The 21,022-nt window shown below is 66.7% G+C and carries 23 protein-coding genes and 1 other RNA gene; 14 read left to right on the forward strand and 10 right to left on the reverse strand.

Annotation, left to right across the window (positions count from 1 at the left end; genetic code table 11):
• The first annotated feature begins 33 nt into the window (after nucleotides 1–33).
• The 6 genes from gatC (at nucleotide 34) to rpmG (ending at nucleotide 4,020) form a co-directional block, all read left to right on the forward strand.
• A complete protein-coding gene (gene gatC / locus PSA7680_RS14875; protein ID WP_085869517.1) occupies nucleotides 34–321 on the forward strand; it encodes an Asp-tRNA(Asn)/Glu-tRNA(Gln) amidotransferase subunit GatC in 288 nt (95 codons plus the stop codon).
• The gene (gene gatA / locus PSA7680_RS14880) at nucleotides 321–1,808 is read left to right on the forward strand and encodes an Asp-tRNA(Asn)/Glu-tRNA(Gln) amidotransferase subunit GatA (RefSeq protein ID WP_085869538.1); all 1,488 of its coding nucleotides are present in this window, start codon (nucleotides 321–323) and stop codon (nucleotides 1,806–1,808) included. The genes gatC and gatA overlap by 1 nt, the downstream gene beginning before the upstream one ends.
• A 34-nt stretch (nucleotides 1,809–1,842) precedes the next feature.
• Nucleotides 1,843–2,520, forward strand: a complete 678-nt coding sequence (locus tag PSA7680_RS14885; protein ID WP_085869518.1) for a hypothetical protein — start codon at nucleotides 1,843–1,845, stop codon at nucleotides 2,518–2,520.
• A gap of 2 nt (nucleotides 2,521–2,522) precedes the next feature.
• Entirely contained in the window at nucleotides 2,523–3,218 is a 696-nt protein-coding gene (locus PSA7680_RS14890) for an N-acetylmuramoyl-L-alanine amidase (protein WP_370738564.1), read from the forward strand.
• A gap of 13 nt (nucleotides 3,219–3,231) precedes the next feature.
• An RNA gene (rnpB, locus tag PSA7680_RS14895) (RNase P RNA component class A) lies at nucleotides 3,232–3,620 on the forward strand.
• 232 nt (nucleotides 3,621–3,852) lie between these two features.
• A complete protein-coding gene (rpmG, locus tag PSA7680_RS14900; protein WP_058315632.1) occupies nucleotides 3,853–4,020 on the forward strand; it encodes a 50S ribosomal protein L33 in 168 nt (55 codons plus the stop codon).
• Nucleotides 4,021–4,134: 114 nt separating this feature from the next.
• On the opposite strand, the gene PSA7680_RS14905 is transcribed toward rpmG, so the two are convergent.
• From PSA7680_RS14905 to gloB, 3 genes are all read right to left on the reverse strand, one after another.
• A complete protein-coding gene (locus PSA7680_RS14905; protein WP_085869519.1) occupies nucleotides 4,135–5,097 on the reverse strand; it encodes a M23 family metallopeptidase in 963 nt (320 codons plus the stop codon).
• A gap of 3 nt (nucleotides 5,098–5,100) precedes the next feature.
• The gene (gene clpA / locus PSA7680_RS14910; RefSeq protein ID WP_085869520.1) at nucleotides 5,101–7,428 is read right to left on the reverse strand and encodes an ATP-dependent Clp protease ATP-binding subunit ClpA; all 2,328 of its coding nucleotides are present in this window, start codon (nucleotides 7,426–7,428) and stop codon (nucleotides 5,101–5,103) included.
• A gap of 341 nt (nucleotides 7,429–7,769) precedes the next feature.
• On the reverse strand, nucleotides 7,770–8,537 hold the full coding sequence (gene gloB, locus PSA7680_RS14915) for a hydroxyacylglutathione hydrolase (RefSeq protein ID WP_085869521.1): 768 nt from the start codon (nucleotides 8,535–8,537) through the stop codon (nucleotides 7,770–7,772).
• 62 nt (nucleotides 8,538–8,599) lie between these two features.
• Between gloB and PSA7680_RS14920 the strand changes: the two genes are divergently transcribed.
• The 7 genes from PSA7680_RS14920 (at nucleotide 8,600) to PSA7680_RS14950 (ending at nucleotide 14,948) form a co-directional block, all read left to right on the forward strand.
• Complete coding sequence (locus PSA7680_RS14920; protein WP_085869522.1) at nucleotides 8,600–9,346, forward strand: class I SAM-dependent methyltransferase; 747 nt, start codon at nucleotides 8,600–8,602, stop codon at nucleotides 9,344–9,346.
• 284 nt (nucleotides 9,347–9,630) lie between these two features.
• Nucleotides 9,631–10,197, forward strand: coding sequence for a F0F1 ATP synthase subunit delta (locus PSA7680_RS14925; RefSeq protein ID WP_085869523.1), 567 nt, complete (start codon nucleotides 9,631–9,633; stop codon nucleotides 10,195–10,197).
• Complete coding sequence (atpA, locus tag PSA7680_RS14930) at nucleotides 10,197–11,735, forward strand: F0F1 ATP synthase subunit alpha (RefSeq protein WP_085869524.1); 1,539 nt, start codon at nucleotides 10,197–10,199, stop codon at nucleotides 11,733–11,735. Before PSA7680_RS14925 ends, atpA begins: the two co-directional genes overlap by 1 nt.
• Before the next feature lie 20 nt (nucleotides 11,736–11,755).
• Nucleotides 11,756–12,625 carry a F0F1 ATP synthase subunit gamma gene (locus PSA7680_RS14935; protein ID WP_085869525.1) on the forward strand — a complete coding sequence of 290 codons (870 nt, stop codon included), beginning with the start codon at nucleotides 11,756–11,758 and terminating at the stop codon, nucleotides 12,623–12,625.
• An 18-nt stretch (nucleotides 12,626–12,643) separates the two neighbouring features.
• Nucleotides 12,644–14,068: a F0F1 ATP synthase subunit beta gene (gene atpD / locus PSA7680_RS14940; protein ID WP_085869526.1), complete on the forward strand. Its 1,425-nt coding sequence runs from the start codon at nucleotides 12,644–12,646 to the stop codon at nucleotides 14,066–14,068.
• Between the two features lie 10 nt (nucleotides 14,069–14,078).
• Nucleotides 14,079–14,471: a F0F1 ATP synthase subunit epsilon gene (locus PSA7680_RS14945; protein WP_085869527.1), complete on the forward strand. Its 393-nt coding sequence runs from the start codon at nucleotides 14,079–14,081 to the stop codon at nucleotides 14,469–14,471.
• Between the two features lie 126 nt (nucleotides 14,472–14,597).
• Nucleotides 14,598–14,948, forward strand: coding sequence for an H-type lectin domain-containing protein (locus tag PSA7680_RS14950; RefSeq protein ID WP_085869528.1), 351 nt, complete (start codon nucleotides 14,598–14,600; stop codon nucleotides 14,946–14,948).
• Between the two features lie 83 nt (nucleotides 14,949–15,031).
• On the opposite strand, the gene PSA7680_RS14955 is transcribed toward PSA7680_RS14950, so the two are convergent.
• On the reverse strand, nucleotides 15,032–16,051 hold the full coding sequence (locus tag PSA7680_RS14955; RefSeq protein ID WP_085869529.1) for a ribose-phosphate pyrophosphokinase: 1,020 nt from the start codon (nucleotides 16,049–16,051) through the stop codon (nucleotides 15,032–15,034).
• A 114-nt stretch (nucleotides 16,052–16,165) separates the two neighbouring features.
• On the opposite strand from PSA7680_RS14955, the gene PSA7680_RS14960 reads away from it, so the two are divergent.
• Nucleotides 16,166–16,762 (forward strand): 2-hydroxychromene-2-carboxylate isomerase, encoded by a 597-nt coding sequence (locus tag PSA7680_RS14960; protein WP_085869530.1) that lies wholly within the window; start codon nucleotides 16,166–16,168, stop codon nucleotides 16,760–16,762.
• A 67-nt stretch (nucleotides 16,763–16,829) separates the two neighbouring features.
• On the opposite strand, the gene PSA7680_RS14965 is transcribed toward PSA7680_RS14960, so the two are convergent.
• The 6 genes from PSA7680_RS14965 to PSA7680_RS14990 all read right to left on the reverse strand — a co-directional run.
• Nucleotides 16,830–17,864, reverse strand: a complete 1,035-nt coding sequence (locus PSA7680_RS14965; RefSeq protein WP_085869531.1) for a threonine aldolase family protein — start codon at nucleotides 17,862–17,864, stop codon at nucleotides 16,830–16,832.
• The gene (locus PSA7680_RS14970) at nucleotides 17,864–18,358 is read right to left on the reverse strand and encodes a YcgN family cysteine cluster protein (RefSeq protein ID WP_275936542.1); all 495 of its coding nucleotides are present in this window, start codon (nucleotides 18,356–18,358) and stop codon (nucleotides 17,864–17,866) included. Before PSA7680_RS14970 ends, PSA7680_RS14965 begins: the two co-directional genes overlap by 1 nt.
• A 4-nt stretch (nucleotides 18,359–18,362) precedes the next feature.
• Nucleotides 18,363–19,301, reverse strand: coding sequence for a bifunctional riboflavin kinase/FAD synthetase (locus PSA7680_RS14975; RefSeq protein ID WP_085869533.1), 939 nt, complete (start codon nucleotides 19,299–19,301; stop codon nucleotides 18,363–18,365).
• Between the two features lie 47 nt (nucleotides 19,302–19,348).
• The gene (locus tag PSA7680_RS14980) at nucleotides 19,349–19,792 is read right to left on the reverse strand and encodes a MaoC family dehydratase (protein WP_085869534.1); all 444 of its coding nucleotides are present in this window, start codon (nucleotides 19,790–19,792) and stop codon (nucleotides 19,349–19,351) included.
• A gap of 126 nt (nucleotides 19,793–19,918) precedes the next feature.
• The gene (locus PSA7680_RS14985; protein WP_085869535.1) at nucleotides 19,919–20,791 is read right to left on the reverse strand and encodes a TIGR01459 family HAD-type hydrolase; all 873 of its coding nucleotides are present in this window, start codon (nucleotides 20,789–20,791) and stop codon (nucleotides 19,919–19,921) included.
• Nucleotides 20,792–20,830: 39 nt separating this feature from the next.
• Nucleotides 20,831–21,022: transposase (locus tag PSA7680_RS14990; protein WP_217808310.1), on the reverse strand; the 192-nt coding region annotated here is incomplete at its 5' end.

The raw sequence follows: 21,022 nt of genomic DNA on the forward strand, positions 1-21,022 counted from the left end.
CCGATCAAGCCCGTCGAAACGGAAGGGAACGCCATGTCGATCGACACGGAGACCGCCGCCCGCGTGGCCAAGCTGGCCCGCATCAAGGTGGAAGACAGCGCGCTGCCGGCGCTGGCTGAAGAATTCAACACCATCCTCGGTTTCATCGAGGAGCTGAACGAGGTGGACGTGGAGGGCGTCGAGCCGATGACCTCGGTCACGCCGATGCGCCTGAAACGCCGCGCCGATGTCGTCACCGAAGGCGACCAGCAGGACAAGATCCTCGCCAATGCCCCCGATGCCCGCGAGGGCTTCTTTGCCGTTCCGAAAGTGGTGGAATGATGTCTGATCTCAACACCCTGACCATCGCGGAAGCCCGCGACAAGCTGCGCGCCGGCGAAGTGACCTCCGCCGAGCTGACCGAAGCCTGCCTCGCCGCCATCGAAGGCGCGGGCGCACTAAATGCCTTCGTGCACGACACCCCCGAGATCGCCCGCGCGCAGGCCGCCGCCGCCGACGCGCGCATCCGTGCCGGCGATGCGCCCTCCATGTGCGGCATCCCGCTGGGCATCAAGGATCTCTTCTGCACCAAGGGTGTGCCGAGCCAGGCCGCGTCCGCCATCCTCGCAGGCTTCAAGCCCGAGTATGAAAGCACCGTCTCCCAGCAGCTCTGGGACGCAGGCGCGGTGATGCTGGGCAAGCTGAACATGGACGAGTTCGCCATGGGCTCCTCCAACGAAACCTCCACCTACGGCAACGCGGTCAACCCCTGGCGCCGGGGCAACGACGACACCCCGCTCACGCCCGGTGGCTCCTCCGGCGGCTCCGCGGCGGCCGTGGCGGCCGATCTCTGCCTCGCCGCCACCGGCACCGACACCGGCGGCTCGATCCGCCAGCCCGCCGCCTTCACCGGCATCACCGGCATCAAGCCCACCTACGGCCGCTGCTCGCGCTGGGGCATCGTCGCCTTCGCCTCCTCGCTCGACCAGGCCGGCCCGATGACGAAATCCGTGCGCGATGCCGCCATCATGCTGGAAGCCATGTGCGGCCACGACCCGAAGGACAGCACCTCCGCCGACATCCCGGTGCCCAACTTCGAGGCCGCCCTGACCGGCGACATCCGCGGCAAGAAGATCGGCATTCCGAAGGAATACCGGATGGAGGGCATGCCCGCCGAGATCGAGAAGCTCTGGGCCGACGGCACCGCCATGCTGAAGGACGCCGGCGCCGAGATCGTTGACATCAGCCTGCCGCACACGAAATACGCGCTGCCCGCCTACTACGTGATCGCCCCGGCCGAAGCCTCCTCCAACCTCGCCCGCTACGACGGGGTGCGCTACGGCCACCGCGCCAAGCTGGCTGCGGGTGACGGCATCACCGAGATGTACGAGAAGACCCGCGCCGAGGGCTTCGGCCACGAGGTGCAGCGCCGCGTGATGGTTGGCACCTACGTTCTGTCGGCCGGCTTCTACGACGCCTACTACAACCGCGCCCGCAAGGTGCGCACGCTCATCAAGAAGGATTTCGAGGATGTCTTCGCCGCCGGCGTGGACGCGATCCTCACCCCGGCGACACCGTCGGCGGCCTTCGGACTGGGCGAGATGAAGGACGCCGACCCGGTGCAGATGTATCTGAACGACGTCTTCACCGTCACCGTGAACCTCGCCGGGCTGCCCGGCATCGCCGTGCCCGCGGGGCTCGATCCCCAGGGGCTGCCGCTGGGCCTCCAGCTGATCGGCAAGCCGTGGGAAGAAGGCGAGCTGCTGAACACGGCCTACGTGCTGGAGCAGGCGGCCGGTTTCGTTTCCAAACCCGGAAAATGGTGGTAGAACCTGCCAAAAGAGGCAGGTTTGAGGACAGAAGATGCGCGCGGCTGCACCCATCATCGCCCTTGTGGCGCTCGCTGCATGCGAGCCCACGATCCCCGATTCCGGCGCCGGGGTCGGCTTTAACGATTATGCCGCCTACCAGCAGGAACGGGCGCGCCGCGAGGCCGAGCTGACGGGCGGCACGCCGCTCCCCAGCGCTCGGGCCATCTCTTCCGAAACGCCGGCCCAGGCCGGGGCGCCCCTGTCGGCGCTGAACGCCCAGGGGCAGGCGACGGTGACGCCCACGGCCGGCACCGCCGCCATCCGGGGCGCGCCTGTCGCCACCTCGGCGCTTTCCGAAGCCCCCGTCGCGCCGGTCACGCCGGGCACCGCTCCGGCGGTAGCCGCCGCCGGGACCGCCGCACCGGCGGCCCCCGCTGCCGCCCCCGTGCAGCGCCTGCCGGAGACGAACTCCGACGGCTCGCCTAACGTGGTGGCCTATGCGTTGAACACCACCAATTCGGTCGGCCAGTCGCTCTACCCGCGCGATGGCTCCGTGTCAGCCGAGCGCCTTCAGCGCAACTGCGCCAAATACGGCACCTCCGATCAGGCGCAGGCGGCCTTCCTCAAGGCCGGCGGGCCGCAGAAGGACCGCTACGACATCGATCCCGACGGGGACGGCTTCGCCTGCTACTGGAACCCGGCGCCCTTCCGCGCCGCGCGGGGCGGCTGACGGTGGACATCCTGCCTCATCCCTCGCCGAACTTCGGCGAGCGGCGGGGTGGGGCGCGGCCGGAACTCGTCGTGCTGCATTACACCGCGATGGCGAGCTGCGAGGCCGCCCGCGACAGGCTCTGCGATCCCGCCCATGAAGTCTCCGCACACTACCTGATCGGCCGGGATGGCCGCTGCCTGCGGCTGGTGGAGGAGCCGATGCGCGCCTGGCACGCCGGGGCCGGGCGCTGGCGCGGGGCAGGGGACATGAACAGCCGCTCCATCGGCATCGAGCTGGACAATGACGGCGCCTCGCCCTTCTCCGAGCCGCAGATGGCGTGCCTCGAACGGCTGCTGGCCGGTATCCTCACCCGGTGGGAGATCCCGCCTGAAGGGGTGATCGGACATTCCGACATGGCGCCCGCGCGCAAGATCGATCCGGGCCCGCGGTTCGACTGGCGGCGGCTCGCTCGGCAGGGGCTTTCGGTCTGGCCCGAGGCCGGGCGCAGTGGTGGCGGTGGTTGTGACGGTGGCGATCTGTTCACCGATCTCGCCCGCTTCGGCTATGACCCGGAGGCGCCGCGCGAGGCCGTGCTGGCGGCCTTCCGTACGCGCTTCCGCCCCGGCGCCGGCGGCGCGCCCACGGCGGCCGATGCCGCCCTTGCCGCCGACCTCGCGGCCCGCTTCGCGGTTGACCGGGGCGACGGGCTCACTTAAGGCTGCGGCCTGCGCGGATGGCCGGATGGCCGCGGCCCCTTCGGGGGGCGAGGAAAGTCCGGACTCCACAAGGCAACGGTGCCGGGTAACGCCCGGCCGGGGCAACCCGAGGGAAAGCGCCACAGAAAACAGACCGCCCCACGGCCGCGCCAGCGGCGGGGGCAAGGGTGAAACGGTGGAGTAAGAGCCCACCGCGCCCCTGGCAACAGGGGCGGCACGGCAAGCCCCACCGGGAGCAATGCCAAATAGGGATCGCGCGTGGCCTCGGCCACAGGGGCGCCTTGCCCCGAGCAGATCCGGGTTGGCAGCTGGAGGCGGCGCGGCGACGCGTCGTCTAGATGAATGGCCATCCAGGGGGCGTCCGCCCCCGGACAGAATCCGGCTTACAGGCCGTCCGCGCACCCTTTGCCCGCCAATCGTGCCTCTCCTCGCGCCGGCCGCCCCCGGCAGGGCGAAGGGCTGGGTGGCGCCGGTGCGCGGGGCCTGCGGTGGGGATATTTGCCGCCGGAAGAGGACAGGCGCGCCGCACCGAGCGAATTCCGCGGGTTTCTGGTTGACTCGGGCCACGGGAGGCGTAAAAGGCGGCTTCAATGTTTTTACGGGCGGCACTCCCGCCCCGCGCAGGAGCTATGACATGGCGAAGCCGACCACGATTAAAATCCGCCTGAACTCGACCGCGGGCACGGGCCACTTCTATGTGACCAAGAAAAATGCCCGCACCATGACCGAGAAAATGGTCGTGAAGAAATACGACCCGGTCGTGCGCAAGCACGTCGAGTACAAGGAAGGCAAGATCAAGTAAGCCGATCTTGTGCTTTCTCCCCGCAAGGGGCGATGAAGAGGCCACGCCGCGCGCGTGGCTTTTTTCGTTTTGGCCTCCGTTGCGGTGGCAACGCCGGGGGCTGCGCCGCCCCCGTCAGGGCGTGACGCGCAGGGAAAGCGTGCGGCTGTCGATCACCTCGCCGCCCCGCATCAGGCGCAGCGCGCCGCGCCATGTGCCGGCCTGAAGCCCCGAGGCGCGCCGGCCGGAGGCGCGGAAAGCCTGCGCCTGGGCGCGATCGAAGGTGGCGGTGCCTTCGTGGAAGAGGCTGCCGTCGGGCGCGGTTATGGTGAGTTCGAGCATGTCTCCGGGGCGGGTGCCGAAGGCATGGCCCCAGAGCACCAGCGCGGGGGCGCCGGCGGGGATGGAGGTGGCGGCGGCCGTTCCGGCTTTGATGGCGGCGTATTCAGGCACTTGCGTCGCGAAGCCGGCGGATATCAGGCCTCCGGCGCGGTAGGCCAGCGGATCGGCCCACAGGGTATCGGCGGGCGGCGTGGCGCTGCACTGCGCCATGGCGGGAGCGAAGGGATCGAGATGTTCGCCGTTGCGCCGGATGCTGATGTGTACATGGGGGAACTCGGTGCGCCCGGAGAGGCCGACGAGGCCGAGTTGAGCGCCGGCCTGCACCTCTTGCCCGAGTGAAACGGACACGCTGCCCTGCTTCATGTGGCAATACTGCGTTTCCCACCCGTCGCCGTGATCAAGCACCACGCCGTTTCCGCAATCCTTGCCATCCAGCGGCGGGGCCGCAGGATCGGAGAAGCGGATGTCGGGCATGGAATTTCGGATGCCGGTGACCGTGCCGGCCGCCGCCGCGCGCACCGGAACGCCCGCCAGCATGGCGGCATCGTCGGGCAGGGCGAAATCGGTGCCCTTGTGGCCGTCGTAGGTGAGGGCGCCGCAGGTGAAATCCCTGGCGCCGGGGCCGGGATCGCGATCCACGTAGTTCTGGACGTAGCAGCCCGCGCCGGGGGCGCAGTCGAGCGGAGGTCGGAAACGAATCTCCCCCGCAACCGGGGTTGCGAGGGAGAGCAGGGCAAGTGCCGCAGCGAAGCGCATGGCTCAGTCGGCGGTGAGCAACGGCGGTTTGCGCGAGGACAGCTGGCGCGCCTCGGGCGATTCGAACTGAAGGTCGATCTTGCCGTCCTTCACCGCCACCTTGACGTTGCCGCCCTTGGAGAGCTTGCCGAAGAGCAGTTCCTCGGCCAGCGGCTTCTTGATGTGCTCCTGGATCACGCGGCCCAGCGGGCGGGCGCCCATCTTGTCGTCGTAGCCTTCCTCGGCGAGCCATTCGGCGGCCGGTTTTGTCAGCTCGATCGTGACGTTGCGATCCAGAAGCTGGGCTTCCAGTTGCAGCACGAATTTCTCGACGACCTGCAGGATCACCTCCTTGCCGAGCGGCGCGAAGGAGACCACCGCGTCCAGGCGGTTGCGGAACTCCGGCGTGAAGGTGCGCTCGATGGCGGCGGTATCCTCGCCCTCGCGGCGATCCCGGCCGAAACCGATGGCGGCCTTGGCCTGTTCCGCCGCGCCGGCGTTGGAGGTCATGATCAGGATCACGTTTCGGAAATCCACCGTGCGGCCGTTGTGATCGGTCAGCTGGCCGTGATCCATCACCTGCAGCAGGATGTTGTAGACATCCGGGTGCGCCTTCTCGATCTCATCGAGCAGAAGCACGCAATGCGGGTGCTGATCCACGCCGTCGGTGAGCAGGCCGCCCTGATCGAAGCCGACGTAGCCCGGCGGTGCGCCGATCAGGCGGGAGACCGCGTGTTTCTCCATGTATTCGGACATGTCGAAGCGCAGAAGCTCCACCCCGAGCGTATCGGCAAGCTGCTTGGCGACCTCCGTCTTGCCCACGCCCGTGGGCCCGGCGAAGAGGTAGTTGCCGATCGGCTTCTCGGGCTCGCGCAGGCCGGCGCGGGCCAGCTTGATGGCGCTGGCCAGCGATTCGATGGCCTTGTCCTGCCCGAAGACCACGCGCTTGAGCGTGTTCTCGAGATCCTTGAGCACCTCGGCATCGTCCTTGGAGACGTTCTTCGGAGGGATGCGCGCGATCTTGGCGACGACATCCTCGATCTCCTTCACGCCGATCGTCTTGCGGCGCTTGCTTTCGGCCACCAGATGCTGCGCGGCGCCGGCTTCATCGATCACGTCGATGGCCTTGTCGGGCAGTTTGCGATCGGTGATGTAGCGCGCCGACAATTCTACCGCGGTGCGGATCGCATCGTTGGTGTAGCGGATGTCGTGGTGCTCCTCGAAGTGGGGCTTGAGCCCCTTCAGGATCTTCACGGCATCTTCGACGGTCGGCTCGTTCACGTCGATCTTCTGGAACCGGCGCGAGAGGGCGCGGTCTTTCTCGAAGTGCTGGCGGAACTCCTTGTAGGTGGTGGAGCCCATGCAGCGAAGCTTGCCGCCCTGGAGGGCCGGCTTGAGCAGGTTGGAGGCGTCCATCGCGCCGCCGGAGGTGGCGCCGGCGCCGATCACCGTGTGGATCTCGTCGATGAAGAGCACCGCATCGGGGTGTTCCTCAAGCTCCGTCACCACGGCTTTCAGGCGCTCCTCGAAATCGCCCCGGTAGCGGGTGCCCGCGAGCAGCGCGCCCATGTCGAGCGAGTAGATCGTGGCGGAAGAGAGCACCTCGGGCGTCTGGCCTTCGACGATCTTCTTGGCGAGGCCTTCGGCGATGGCCGTCTTGCCCACGCCGGGATCACCCACCAGAAGCGGGTTGTTCTTGCGGCGGCGGCACAGCACCTGGATGCAGCGCTCCACCTCGTGGTCGCGGCCGATCAGCGGATCCACCTCGCCCTTGCGAGCCTTCTCGTTGAGATCCACGCAGTATTTGCCGAGCGCGCTTTCCTTCTGCTCGCCGGCGTCTTCCACCGCCTGGGTGGCCTCTTCGTCCATGTCGTCGGCGCCGGTGACGGGGCGGGTCTCCCCGAACTCGGGGTTCTTGGCGACGCCGTGGGCGATGTAGTTCACCGCGTCATAGCGCGTCATGTCCTGCTCTTGCAGGAAGTAGGCGGCGTTGGACTCGCGCTCCGCGAAGATCGCCACAAGCACGTTGGCCCCCGTCACCTCGGTGCGGCCGGAGGATTGCACGTGGATCGCGGCCCGCTGGATCACGCGCTGGAAGGCGGCCGTGGGCACGGCTTCGCTGCCCTCGATGTCGGTGATCAGGGTGGAGAGATCGTCGTCGATGAAATCTTCCAGCGTGGCACGGAGCTGCGCGAGATCAACGTTGCAGGCCCGCATGACCTTTACGGAGTCGGGCTCATCGGTCAGGGCCAGCAAGAGGTGTTCGAGCGTGGCCAGCTCGTGTTTTCGCGCATTGGCAATCGCCAGCGCATTGTGGATTGCTGCTTCGAGAGATTTGGAAAATGACGGCATTCCACTTTCCTTTCGTGCCTTCTGAGGACTGAAGCACCCGTTTGGATGCGGCCCCTATGAGATTAGAGTTCGGTTTTCTGGCGCACTCTTCAAGGCCAAAATCCGAAACTTGCGTTTTTGTGACAGTTTTTGCAGCGCTTCGTTACGATCCCGCTAAGCAAAGCGGCGCTGCCCGGCGAAAGCCGCCGCGGGGCGCCCGAATGTCGGGCGAACATGGGCCGCGGCGCGGCCCGGGCGGGAGGCCCCGGCGATGGCTCGAACCATGCAGATAGGGGCTCTGCGCGCCTGTTTTAAGACCCTGGCCGCGCTGGGCGCCCGGCGGGTCGTGCCGCCTGCGGCTCCTAGAAGCCGTTGCGGGCTTCGCGCACCGCGGTGAAGACGGCGAGATCGCTTCCCTCTGGCAGGCCGGCCCCGGCCTTCACGGCGGGCACATGGGCGCGCAGGAAGGGATTCGTGGCGCGTTCCTCGGCCAGGGTGCTCGGAACCGTCGGCTCCTCCCGCGAACGGGCTTCGGTGATCCGGGCCATGCGGGCCTGAAGCTCGGGGTTTCCCGGTTCGATCGTGATCGCGAAGCGGGCGTTGTGGGCGGTATATTCATGGCCGGAATAGACGCGCGTCTCCCCCGGCAGGGCGGCGAGCTTGCCAAGGCTGGCCATCATCATCTCCGGCGTGCCCTCGAACAGGCGGCCGCAGCCCATCGCCATCAGGCTGTCGGCGGTGAAGAGCGCGGCGCTGGCGGGGAAATGGAAGGCGATGTGGCCGATCGTGTGGCCCGACACGTCGAACACGTGCATCTCTTCACCGAGCAGCGGCACCGTGTCGCCATCCGACAGCGCGTGATCGAGCGCGGGAAGCCGCTCCGCATCGGCCTTGGCCCCCCAGACCTGAGGCGAAAACGCCTCGCGCAGCTCGGCCAGCCCGTCCACGTGATCCCAATGGTGGTGGGTGAGAAGCACGTGATCCAGCCCCCAGCCGCGCTCGTCCAGCGCCACGCGGATCGGATCCGCCTCCGGCGCGTCCACCAGCGCGGTTGCGCCGGTTTCGGCCTCGTGCAGCAGGTAGGCGTAGTTGTCGGACAGGCAGGGGATTGTAACGATCTCAAGAGGCATGGTTTTTCCGTTGCTCTTCGGTATGCTCACCTCGACTGTTGCCGATCCAGAGGCGCCTTGCAATGCACTTGGATGTGCTGGACCTGAAGAATTTCTACTACCGCAGCGCGCTGGGCCGGGTGGCCCAGAAGGCGGTGCGCGACCAGGTCGTGCGGCTCTGGCCCGAGGCCAAGGGGCAGACGGTGGCCGGCTTCGGATTCGCGGTGCCGCTGCTGCGCCCCTACCTGGCCGACGCGCGCCGGGTGATCGGGCTGATGCCGGGGCCGCAGGGCGTGATGAGCTGGCCCGCCGGCATGAAGAACGTGGCCCTCCTCTGCGACGAGACCCACTGGCCGCTGGAAACCGGCTCGGTGGACAAGCTGGTGCTGATGCACGGGCTGGAGACCTGCGAAACCCCGGCCACGCTGCTTGAGGAATGCTGGCGCGTTCTCGGGCCTGGCGGGCGGATGATCGTGATCGTGCCCAACCGGGCCGGGCTCTGGGCGCGGCGGGACGCCACCCCCTTCGGCTTCGGGCGCCCCTATAGCCTCGGCCAGCTTGAGGCCCAGCTCAAGGCGCACAGTTTCGAGGCCGAGCGCCACGTGGCCGCGCTCTACGCGCTGCCCTCGCACCGGCGGTTCTGGCTCAAGACCGGGCCGATCTGGGAATCGACGGGCCGGCGCTTCGCCGGGGTGCTGGCCGGCGGGGTGTTCATGGTCGAAGCCTCCAAGCAGATGTACAGGCCGCGGCGCTCGGGCATTCCCGAAACCGTGCGCAAACCCCTGCGTCTGCTGGACGGGATCGCCCAGCCCGGCGTCGAGCCGATCTGAAGGCGGTCAGGGCGGGGCGGGGATTCGCCCCGCGCGGCCCGGTCCAGTGCCGATCCGGCGCCCTGGACGTGCGGTCGGGACAATTGGACGCGCTTCAGCGCTAACAATGCCCGTTGACCTCATTTTATTGCTTGGCACTGTCAAAAACCCGCTCTCTCCGCTGTTGCGAGGATACATTACCTCTGCTACACCCACGCCGATTTTGACGCATGTGCGAGCATGCGCTCCTCAGCCTGCCCTGTCCGCGGCCCTCGCGGAACCCCGGGGCTCAAGACATCGGAAGGGTGGACGTGTCCGAACCAGCTTCGATCTCCTCCGGCATCGCCTCGCGCTACGCGACAGCGGTGTTCGATCTGGCCAAAGAGGCCGGTAAACTCCCTGAATTCGAGTCCAACATCGCGGACTTGGAATCAGCCCTTCAGGACAGCGCGGACCTGCGCGACCTGATCTCTTCTCCTCTCTACAGCCGCGAACAGCAGGAAGCAGCCATCACGGCCGTTGCCAAGGCAATGGACCTGCGCCCGAACCTGCAGAACGCGCTTGGCCTGATGGCCCGGAAGCGCCGCCTGTTCGTGCTGCCGCAGTTCATCGCCGCACTGAAGGCGCTGATCGCGGAAGAGAAAGGTGAGGTCACGGCGGATGTCGTGGCAGCCAAGAAGCTGACGAAAGCTCAGGAAGAGGCCCTTGCGAAGGCCCTGAAAGAGACCGTCGGCAAAGACGTGAACCTGAATGTCGCCGTCGACAGCTCGCTGATCGGTGGCCTCGTTGTGAAAGTGGGCTCCAAGATGATCGACACGTCGATCCGCTCGAAGCTCAACCAGCTCCAGAATTCCATGAAAGAGGTCGGATAATGGGTATCCAAGCAGCAGAGATTTCTGCGATCCTTAAGGACCAGATCAAGAATTTCGGCAAGGAAGCCGAAGTTGCCGAAGTTGGTCGTGTTCTGTCCGTCGGTGACGGTATCGCGCGCGTGTATGGCCTCGACAACGTCCAGGCCGGCGAGATGGTCGAGTTTCCTGGTGGTATCCAGGGCATGGCCCTGAACCTCGAGAGCGACAACGTCGGCGTCGTGATCTTCGGCTCCGACCGCGACATCAAGGAAGGCGACATCGTCAAGCGCACGAACTCCATCGTGGACGTGCCCGCCGGCGACGCACTGCTGGGCCGCGTCGTTGACGGCCTCGGCAACCCGATCGACGGCAAGGGCCCGATCGAGGCCACCGAGCGCCGCGTGGCCGACGTGAAGGCGCCGGGCATCATCCCGCGCAAATCCGTGCACGAGCCGATGGCCACCGGCCTGAAGTCCGTGGACGCCATGATCCCGATCGGCCGCGGCCAGCGTGAGCTGATCATCGGCGACCGTCAGACCGGCAAAACGGCCGTGGCGCTCGACACGATCCTGAACCAGAAGACCTACAACGACGCCGCCGGCGACGACGAGAGCAAGAAGCTCTACTGCGTCTACGTGGCCGTGGGCCAGAAGCGCTCCACCGTTGCCCAGCTGGTGAAGAAGCTCGAAGAATCCGGCGCGATCGAATACTCCATCGTCGTGGCCGCCACCGCGTCCGACCCGGCGCCGATGCAGTTCCTGGCTCCCTACGCCGCGACCGCGATGGCCGAATACTTCCGCGACAACGGCCGCCACGCGCTGATCATCTACGATGACCTGTCCAAACAAGCCGTGGCCTACCGTCAGATGTCCCTGCTGCTGCGCCGCCCGCCGGGGCGCGAAGCCTACCCGGGCGACGTGTTCTACCTGCACTCCCGCCTGCTGGAGCGCTCCGCGAAGCTCAACGAGGAAAACGGCTCCGGCTCGCTGACGGCCCTGCCGATCATCGAAACCCAGGGCGGTGACGTGTCGGCCTTCATTCCGACCAACGTGATCTCCATCACCGACGGCCAGATCTTCCTCGAAACCGAGCTGTTCTTCCAGGGCATCCGCCCGGCCGTGAACACCGGTCTGTCGGTGTCGCGCGTGGGCTCCTCGGCCCAGACCAACGCGATGAAATCCGTCGCCGGCCCGGTGAAGCTGTCGCTCGCCCAATACCGCGAGATGGCCGCCTTCGCCCAGTTCGGCTCCGATCTGGACGCCTCCACCCAGCAGCTGCTGAACCGGGGTGCGCGCCTGACCGAGCTGATGAAGCAGCCGCAGTACTCGCCGCTCACCAACGCGGAAATCGTCTGCCTGATCTTCGCCGGCACCAACGGCTACCTCGACAAGATCGCCGTGCGCGACGTGGGCCGCTACGAAGCCGGCCTGCTGAACCACCTGCGTTCGAAGAAAGCCGACCTGCTCGACTGGATCACCAAGGAAGATCCGAAGATCAAGGGCGAGGCTGCCGACAAACTCAAGGCCGCGATCGACGAATTCGCCGCCGATTTCTCGTAAGGCCCTGTTAGGACAAGCTTATGCCCAGTCTTAAGGACCTCAAAAACAGGATCGAAAGCGTCAAGTCGACGCGGAAGATCACCAAGGCCATGCAAATGGTCGCGGCGGCCAAGCTCCGCCGTGCCCAGGAGGCGGCGGAAGCCGGACGGCCTTATGCAGAGCGGATGAATGCCGTTCTGAACGGACTGGCGGCCTCGGTCGGCAGTTCGGACAGCGCACCGAAGCTGCTTGCGGGCACGGGCTCCGATCAGACCCACCTCCTGGTGGTGATGACCGCGGAGCGCGGCCTCTGCGGCGGCTTCAACTCCTCGATTGCCAAGCTGGCGCGCACCAAGGCCCAGGAGCTTCTGGCGCAAGGCAAGACGGTCAAGATCCTGACCGTCGGCAAGAAGGGGCGGGAGCAGCTGAAGCGCGATCTCGGCGAGCATCTCGTCGGGCACGTGGACCTGAGCGAAGTGAAATCGGTGGGCTACGCCAATGCCGCCGAGATCGCCGGCCAGATCCTGAAGCGGTTCGATGAGGGCGAGTTCGATGTCGCCACCATCTTCTACAACCGCTTCGAAAGCGTGATCAGCCAGGTGCCGACGGCGCAGCAGATCATCCCGGCCACCTTCGAGGAGGCCGCCGAAGAAAGCACGCTCTACGATTACGAGCCCAGCGAGGAAGGCATCCTTGCCGACCTGCTGCCGCGCGGCGTGGCCACCGCCATCTTCTCGGCCCTGCTCGAGAACGGCGCCTCCGAACAGGGCGCCCGGATGTCGGCCATGGACAACGCCACCCGCAACGCGGGCGAAATGATCGACAAGCTGACGATCGAGTTCAACCGCTCGCGTCAGGCCGTGATCACCAACGAGCTTATCGAAATCATCTCGGGCGCCGAGGCGCTCTAAAGGACCCGGAGAAACGACATGGCAAATGCAAAAGGCAAAGTGACCCAGGTCATCGGCGCCGTCGTGGACGTTCAGTTCGAAGACCATCTTCCCGAAATTCTGAACGCACTGGAAACCGAAAACAACGGCAAGCGCCTGGTTCTGGAGGTGGCACAGCACCTCGGTGAGAACACCGTGCGCACCATCGCGATGGACGCCACCGAAGGCCTCGTGCGCGGCGCCGTGGTGACGGACACCGGCGAGCCGATCTCCGTGCCCGTGGGCAAGGCCACGCTCGGCCGCATCCTGAACGTCATCGGCGAGCCGGTGGACGAAGGCGGCCCTGTGAACGCCACCGAGAAACGCGCCATCCACCAGCCGGCTCCGGAGTTCCGCGAGCAGGCGACCGAGACCGAGATCCTCGTGACCGGCATCAAGGTCGTGGACCTTCTCGCGCCCTACTCCAAAGGCGGCAAGATCGGCCTCTTCGGCGGTGCCGGCGTGGGCAAGACCGTTCTCATCATGGAGCTGATCAACAACATCGCGAAGGTGCACTCGGGCTACTCCGTGTTCGCCGGCGTGGGCGAGCGGACCCGTGAGGGCAACGACCTCTACCACGAGATGATCGAATCCAACGTGATCAAGCCCGACAACCTGGAAGAATCCCAGGTGGCGCTGGTCTACGGCCAGATGAACGAGCCTCCGGGGGCCCGTGCCCGCGTCGCCCTGACCGGTCTGACGCTGGCCGAGCAGTTCCGCGACTCTTCCGGCACCGACGTGCTGTTCTTCGTGGACAACATCTTCCGCTTCACGCAGGCCGGCTCCGAAGTGTCCGCTCTGCTTGGCCGCATCCCCTCCGCCGTGGGCTACCAGCCGACGCTGGCCACCGACATGGGCGCCATGCAGGAGCGCATCACCTCGACGAAATCGGGCTCGATCACCTCGATCCAGGCCGTGTACGTGCCCGCCGACGACCTCACCGACCCGGCTCCGGCCACGACCTTCGCCCACCTCGACGCCACCACCGTGCTGTCGCGCGCCATCTCCGAGCTGGGCATCTACCCGGCCGTGGACCCGCTGGATTCCTCCAGCCGGATCCTCGACCCGGCGATCGTCGGCGAAGAGCACTACCAGGTTGCCCGTGACGTGCAGGAGATCCTGCAACGCTACAAGGCTCTGCAGGACATCATCGCCATCCTCGGCATGGACGAACTGAGCGAAGAGGACAAGCTGACCGTGGCCCGCGCCCGGAAGATCCAGCGCTTCCTCTCCCAGCCGTTCGACGTGGCGAAGGTCTTCACCGGCTCCGACGGCGTTCAGGTTCCGCTGGAAGACACGATCCGCTCCTTCAAGGCCGTCGTGGCCGGCGAGTACGATCACCTTCCGGAAGCCGCCTTCTACATGGTCGGCGGTATCGACGACGTGATCGCCAAGGCCGAGAAAATGGCGGCAGAAGCCGCTTAAGGAGTAGCCAATGGCTGAGACCATGCAATTCGATCTGGTGTCGCCCGAGCGGAGCCTCGCTTCGCTCGCCGCGACGGAAGTCCAGATCCCTGGCGCCGATGGCGACATGACGGCGATGCCGGGTCACAGCCCGGTCATCACCAGCCTGCGCCCCGGTGTCGTTCGGATCAAGACGGCCGAAGGCGAAAAGGATTTCGTCGTGACCTCCGGCTTCGCCGAGATCACCGCGACCTCCGTTTCCGTGATCGCCGAGCGTGCCCACCCGGGCACCGAGGTGACGAAAGCGGATCTGGAAGACGTGCTGACGGAAGCCCGCGCCAAGGCCGAAGCGGCCGTGGAAGACAAGGACGGGGCGGAGAAATTCGTGGCCGATCTCGTCGCCCTCATGGACGCGATGGACTGATTTTCCGGGCCCCTGGCCCCAGAGATTTCGGGAAGGCCCTGCCACGCGGCGGGGCCTTTTCTTTTTTTCATCTTTTTTCGGCGTTTTTCTGTTTTACGCCAATGGCAAGGCAATCGAAGAACGAGAATGCGGAAATTCAATACCCATACCCTCGGGATCGCACAGGGCTCCATCGTCCTGTTTTCCGACTATCAGCATGACGGTGTGATGTGGACGGGCAAGGGCGCCCGCGAGTTTCGCCACGTGGTGACCTTCGACGAGCCGTTTCTTGCGCCGCCGATGGTGCAGGTGGGCATCTCGATGTTCGATTTCGACCGAGAGACCAACCAGCGCGCCGATATCTCCGCCGAGCTGATCACCCGCGAGGGCTTTGCCATCGTGTTCCGCACGTGGAACGACACGCGCGTGGCGCGGATCCGGGCGGACTGGACGGCCTTCGGCGAGGTCCACAGCGAGGATGACTGGGTGATCGAATAGGCCCGGCCACACCCCGGCACCGATACGAAAAACCCCGCCTCGAAAGGGCGGGGTTCGTGTTTTTGCCAAGGGCCGGTGCGGCGTCAGTCTTGCGTGTAGAGGCCTTCGTAGATGGGGCCGAGGGTCTGCAGATCGAAGAGCGAGGAGACCGAGGTGCCGTTCCAGGTGTTCAGGATCGCCTGGGCGAAGATCGGCGCCGTGGGCACGATGCGGATGTTTTCGGCCTGTTTCACGGCGGGCGTGGCTTCGATGGTGTCGGTGATCACGAGGCTCTTCATCACCGAGTTGGAGATGCGGCCGACGGCCGGCCCCGAGAGCACGCCGTGGGTGATGTAGCTGTGCACTTCCTTGGCGCCTTGCTCCATCAGGTGCTCGGCGGCCTTGCAGAGGGTGCCGGCGGTGTCGCAGAGGTCGTCCACGATCAGGCAGACCTTGTCCTTCACGTCGCCGATCACGGTCATCTCGGCCACTTCACCGGGTTTCTCGCGGCGCTTGTCGACGATGGAGAGCGGGCTGTCGATCCGCTTGGCCAGTTCGCGGGCACGGGCCACGCCACCCACGTCGGGAGAGACGACCATCAGCTCGTCCATCCGATCCTTGAAGTGGTGGGCGATGTCGAGGGCGAAGATCGGGGAGGCGTAGAGGTTGTCCACGGGGATGTCGAAGAAGCCCTGGATCTGGGTGGCGTGCAGATCCATCGTCAGCACCCGTTCGACGCCGGCTTCCACCAGCATGTTGGCCACGAGCTTGGCGGTGATCGGCGTGCGGGCCTTGGTGCGGCGATCCTGGCGGGCGTAGCCGAAGTAGGGGATCACGGCGGTGATGCGTCCCGCCGAGGAGCGGCGCAGCGCATCGGCGATGATCAGCAGCTCCATCAGGTTGTCGTTGGCGGGGTTGGAGGTCGGCTGGATGATGAACATGTCCTCGCCGCGGACGTTCTCGAAGACCTCGACGAAGATCTCGCCGTCGTTGAACCGTTCCACCCGCGCATCCACGAGGCCCACGTTCATGCCCCGGTGCATCGACATGCGGCGCGCAACGGCCTTGGCGAGGGATTTGTTGGCGTTGCCGGCGATCAGCTTCGGCTCGTTGTTTGTACGCATTTGGGCAGCTCTCTTTCGACAGGTTCCGGCTGGGCGTGACGGATTCGTGAGTTTGACACCGCTTACCACCCCGCTAGGCTCTTGCAAAGTTTGGAAGGCCGGGAAGGGGCTGCAATGGCACGAATCGACTACTATTTCGCGACGGTTTCACCCTATACCTACATCGCCGGCACCCGGCCGGAGGAGATCGCCGCCCGCCACGGGGCCGAGATCGCCTACAAGCCGCTGGACATCATGGCGCTTTTCGCCCGCACCGGCGGCACGCCGCCCAAGGATCGCCACCCGTCGCGGCAGGAATACAGGTTGCAGGAGCTGCGCCGCCAGGCGGCGAAGAACGGGATGCCGATCAACCTGCACCCCGCCCATTGGCCCACCAACCCCGCGCCCTCCTCCTATGCCTTCATCGCCGCGCAGAAGGCCGGCGGCGGCGACCTGGGGGCTCTGGTGGCCGCCTTCACCCGCGCCTGCTGGGCCGAGGAGCGCAACATCGCCGATGAAGGCGTGATCCGGGAGTGCCTCGCCGCCGCCGGCTTCGCCCCCGATCTCGCCAATGCCGGGATGCTGGAGGCGGCCGAAACCTACAGCCGCAACCTTGAGGAGGCGGTGGAAGCCGGGGTCTTCGGTGCGCCGTTCTACATCGTGGGCGATGAGCGTTTCTGGGGGCAGGACCGGCTTGCCGATCTCGACGCCCATCTCGCCAGCCTCGGCTAGGGCAGGAAGGGGAGGGCCGGGGCTCTGCCCCGGACCCCGAGATATTTTCAGAACAAAGTGGGCCGTTTCAGCCCTGTTGCAGCAGGGCGAGGAAGCGGTCGATCTCGGTGTCGGGCAGGGACCAATCCGTCACGAAACGGGCGGTGACGGTGCCGTCGGCGGCCTCGATGGCGCTGTAGACGGCGCCGGCCTCCTGCAGGTGGGCGTGCAGCGCGGGGGTGAGCCGGGCGAAGATCATGTTCACCTCGGGGCGGTGCGTGAGCGCGATCTCTGGGCAGGCCCGCAGGCCGTCGGCGAGGCGCGCGGCTTTCGCATTGGCTGCGCGGGCGGTGTGTAGCCAGAGATCTTCGTGCAGGTAGGCCAGCATCTGGGCCGCGAGGTAGCGGTGCTTCGAAAAGAGATGCGCGGCGCGCTTGCGGCGCAGGGCGATTTCCCATTCCCTGGCGGGATCGAAGAAGACGACGGCCTCGACCCCGAGCAGGCCGTTCTTGGTGCCGCCGAAGCTCACGGCGTCGATGCCGGCTTTCCACGTCATCTCGGCCGGGGTGCAGCCGAGCGCGGCGCAGGCGTTGGCGAAGCGGGCGCCGTCCATGTGGACGGGCAGCCCGTGGGCGCGGGCGGTGGCGGCGAGGGCCTCGATCTGGCCAAGCGTGTAGAGGGTGCCGCGTTCGGTGGCCTGCGTGAGGGTCAGGGCGGCGGGCTGGGGCACGTGCACGTCGCCCCGCGGGCGGCGGCGCAGCGCGGCTTCCAGCGCCTCGGGGGTGATCCTTGCGTCGGTGGTGTCCACCGGGCTCAGCTTCGCGCCGCCGGAGAAGAACTCGGGCGCGTTGCACTCGTCTTCTTCGACATGGGCGAGATCGGCGCAGAAGGCCGTGCCCCAGGGCGGGGTGAGCGCGGCCAGGCACAGCGCGTTGGCGGCGGTGCCGGTGGCCACGAGGTGCACGCTGGCCTCGGGGGCCTCGAAGAGCGCGCGGATGGCCCGGGCCGCCTGTTCGGAGAGATCATCGTTGCCATAGGGGCGGGCGTGGCCCTCGTTGGCGGCCAGCAGCGCCTCCATCACCTTCGGGTGGGCGGGGCCGGCGTTGTCGGAGGCGAAGAACATCAGGTGGGCTCCTCGATGATGTGGTCTTCCCACTCTTCCTCGGGCACTTCGAATTCGGGCACCGTCCAGCCGCGCACGGACACGCCGGCCGCGTGCACGCTCTCGGGCGTGCCGCTGATCAGCGGGTGCCAATCATGGAGCGGTTTGCCCTCGTGCAGCAGCCGGTAGGCGCAGGTGACGGGCATCCAGTAGGCGGTGTCGGGCAGGGTCTTGGGGGAGAGCACCACGCATTCGGGCACGAACTGCTTGCGGATCTCGTATTGGCTGCAGCGGCAGCTGTCGTCGTCCAGCAGGCGGCAGGCCACGCGGGTGAGGGCGACCTCACCGGTGTCGGCGTCCTCGAGCTTGTTGAGGCAGCATTTGCCGCAGCCGTCGCAGAGGGCCTCCCATTCGGCGGGGGTCATGTCCTTCAGGGGGATGCGTTCCCAGAAGCGGCTGCGCAGCCCCTTGCGGGAGATCGGATCCTTGCGGGGCAGGCGGCGGCGCGCGGCCATCTGCTCACGCCTCGGCCAGCAGGGCGCGCGCGCGGGCGCAATCGGCATCCATCTGCGCGATCAGGGCGTCTAGGCTGTCGAAGCGCTCCTCGGGGCGCAGGTAGTCCACCAGCGCGACCGACAGATGGCTGCCGTAGAGATCCCCCTTGAAATCGAAGATGTAGGTTTCGATGTTGGGGTGCTTGCCGTCGAAGGTGGGGCGGATGCCGATGGAGGCGGCGCCGAGGTAGCTGCCGGCATGGGGGCCGGACAGGACGTCCACCTTCACGGCGTAGACGCCGAATTTCGGCTGGTGCAGCCCGGAGATCGACATGTTGGCCGTGGGGTAGCCCAGATCGCGGCCGCGCTGATCGCCGCGGATCACCTCGCCCTCGATGCGGTGCAGGTGGCCCAGCATCCGGGCGGCATCGCGCGGGCGCCCTTCGGAGAGCGCGGTGCGGATGTTGGTGGAGGAGACCTCGCCGGCCTCGGTTTCCACGATCTCGACCACATGCACCGCGAAGCCCATGCGGGCGCCGAAGGCTTTCAGATCCGCGACCGTGCCCTTGCGCCCCTTGCCGAAGCAGAAATCCGCTCCCACGACGACGCCGCTCAGCCCCAGGCCTTCGCTGATGACCTCGCGGGCGAAGTCCTCGGCGGTGAGGGCCGAGAGCGTGGCGTTGAAATTCATCTCGTAGAGGCGTTCCACACCCAGCCGCTTCAGCCGGTTGGCCTTGGCCTCGGCGTTCATCAGCCTGAACGGCGGTGCGTCGGGGGCGAAATACTCGCGCGGGTGGGGCTCGAAGGTCATCACGCCGAGCGGCTTGCCGGCGGCCTGTGCCAGGGCGCGCGTCTGTTCGATCACCGCCTGGTGGCCGATGTGAACCCCATCGAAGTTGCCGATCGCGGCGAAGGCGCCCCGATCCTGCTCTTCCACGTATTGATAATCCCGGATGATCCGCATTGGCCCGGCGTAGCGCCCTTGCGGCGGCGTTGCAAGGGGGCTTGGCGTCAGTCGAACTTGCGGCTCGGGGCGAGCACCGTGGCCTCGCCCTTGAGCACCGGCTTGCCGTCGATCAGGCAGCGGGTATCGAGCCGCACGCGCCGCTTGGCATGATCGATCTCAAGCACTTCGACCTCGGCCAGCACCACGTCGCCCGGACGCACCGGGGCGAGGAACTTGAGGCTCTGGCCCATGTAGACGGTGCCATGGCCCGGCAGCTGCTCGCCGATCACCGCCGAGATCAGCCCGGCGGTGAGCATCCCGTGGGCGATGCGGCCCTGGAAGATCGTATCCCGTGCGTAGTCATCGTCCAGGTGCACCGGATTGCGATCGGTGGAGACTTCGGCGAAGAGCTCGATGTCACGGTCGGTGACCTGCTTGCGCAGGGAGCGGACCATGCCGATTTCCAGATCCTCGATGCAGATGGTGCCGCGGGGCATGTTGTCGAGCATGGGCGCGTCTTTCCTGTTCATACTGCGGTGCAGCATAAACGGGTTCCCGCCGGAAATCAATCCGCCGCGAAATTTTGCAGCGGAAACGGGCCAAATGTCGCAACTATGTTGCGTCAGCGTTCCGGGTTAGCGCAGGAAGCCGATGGCGTAGGTCGGGGCCATCTGCTCCTTTTCGAGATAGGCGGCGAGCTGCGCCGGATCGGGCTGCTGCCGCGTGCCCGTCTCGGCCGCCGCGAGCCCGCCGGTGATGAAGAGGCTGTCGATGTCCTCGCCCAGGGCGCCTTCGATGTCGGTGCGGATGCCGTCGCCGATGGCGAGGATGCGGGAATCGGGGATCACCTCGCCAAGGGCCGTGAGCCGTAGCCGGGCCAGATCGTAGATCGGCGGGTGGGGCTTTCCGAAATAGAGGCTCTCGCCGCCCATCTCGGTGTAGAGCTGCGCCACCGCCCCGGCGCACCACTCCCGCGTTTCGCCGCGGTCCACCACGATGTCGGGGTTGGCGCAGAGCAGCTTCAGCCCCTTCTGCTTGGCATAGAGCAGCTGCGGGCGCAGCTCGGACGGGTCCGCCAGCGCGTCGAAGGGGCCGGTGCAGACGATTCCCTCGGCCTCTTCCAGCGGCACCTGGGTGATCGGCACCGGGTTCTCGATGATCTTCAGCGGGTCGAAGAAGCTTTGGTCGTGGGGGGCGCCGATGAAGTAGATCTTCTCGCCCACCGCCCCGCGGAACATCGCCGCGCGGGCGGAGTCGCCGCTGGTGGCGATCGAATCCCAGCAGTCTTCGGGCACGCCGATCCGGGCCAGCTGCTCCTGCACCGAGGCGCGGTGGCGCGGCGCGTTGGTGACGAAGATCACCTTGCCGCCCTGCGCGCGAAAGCCCTGCATCGCGGCAACGGCCTCGGGGAAGGGGCGGATCCCGTTGTGCATGCAGCCCCAGAGATCGACGAAAAGGGCATCGTATTGCGCGGAGATCTCGGAAAGCGATTGGATGATGCGTGTCATGGAGGCCTCTGGGCTGAGCGGTGGTGCGTTGGACTGTGCTTAGGTCGTGGACTCATAATGTCTGATCCAGAGCCTTGAGCAAGCGAGGTGAAGTGCGGCGAGGAAGTTTGCTGCGGTTTTGAAGTATCGCGTTGCGATGCCGCGGAAGTGTTTGAGACGATTGAAGAACCGTTCGACCTTGTTGCGTTCGCGGTAGAGGTCTCGGTCGACGGTCCTGACCACGCGGACGTT

Origin of the sequence: Pseudoruegeria aquimaris (assembly GCF_900172235.1) — a bacterium.
Lineage (GTDB): Bacteria > Pseudomonadota > Alphaproteobacteria > Rhodobacterales > Rhodobacteraceae > Pseudoruegeria > Pseudoruegeria aquimaris.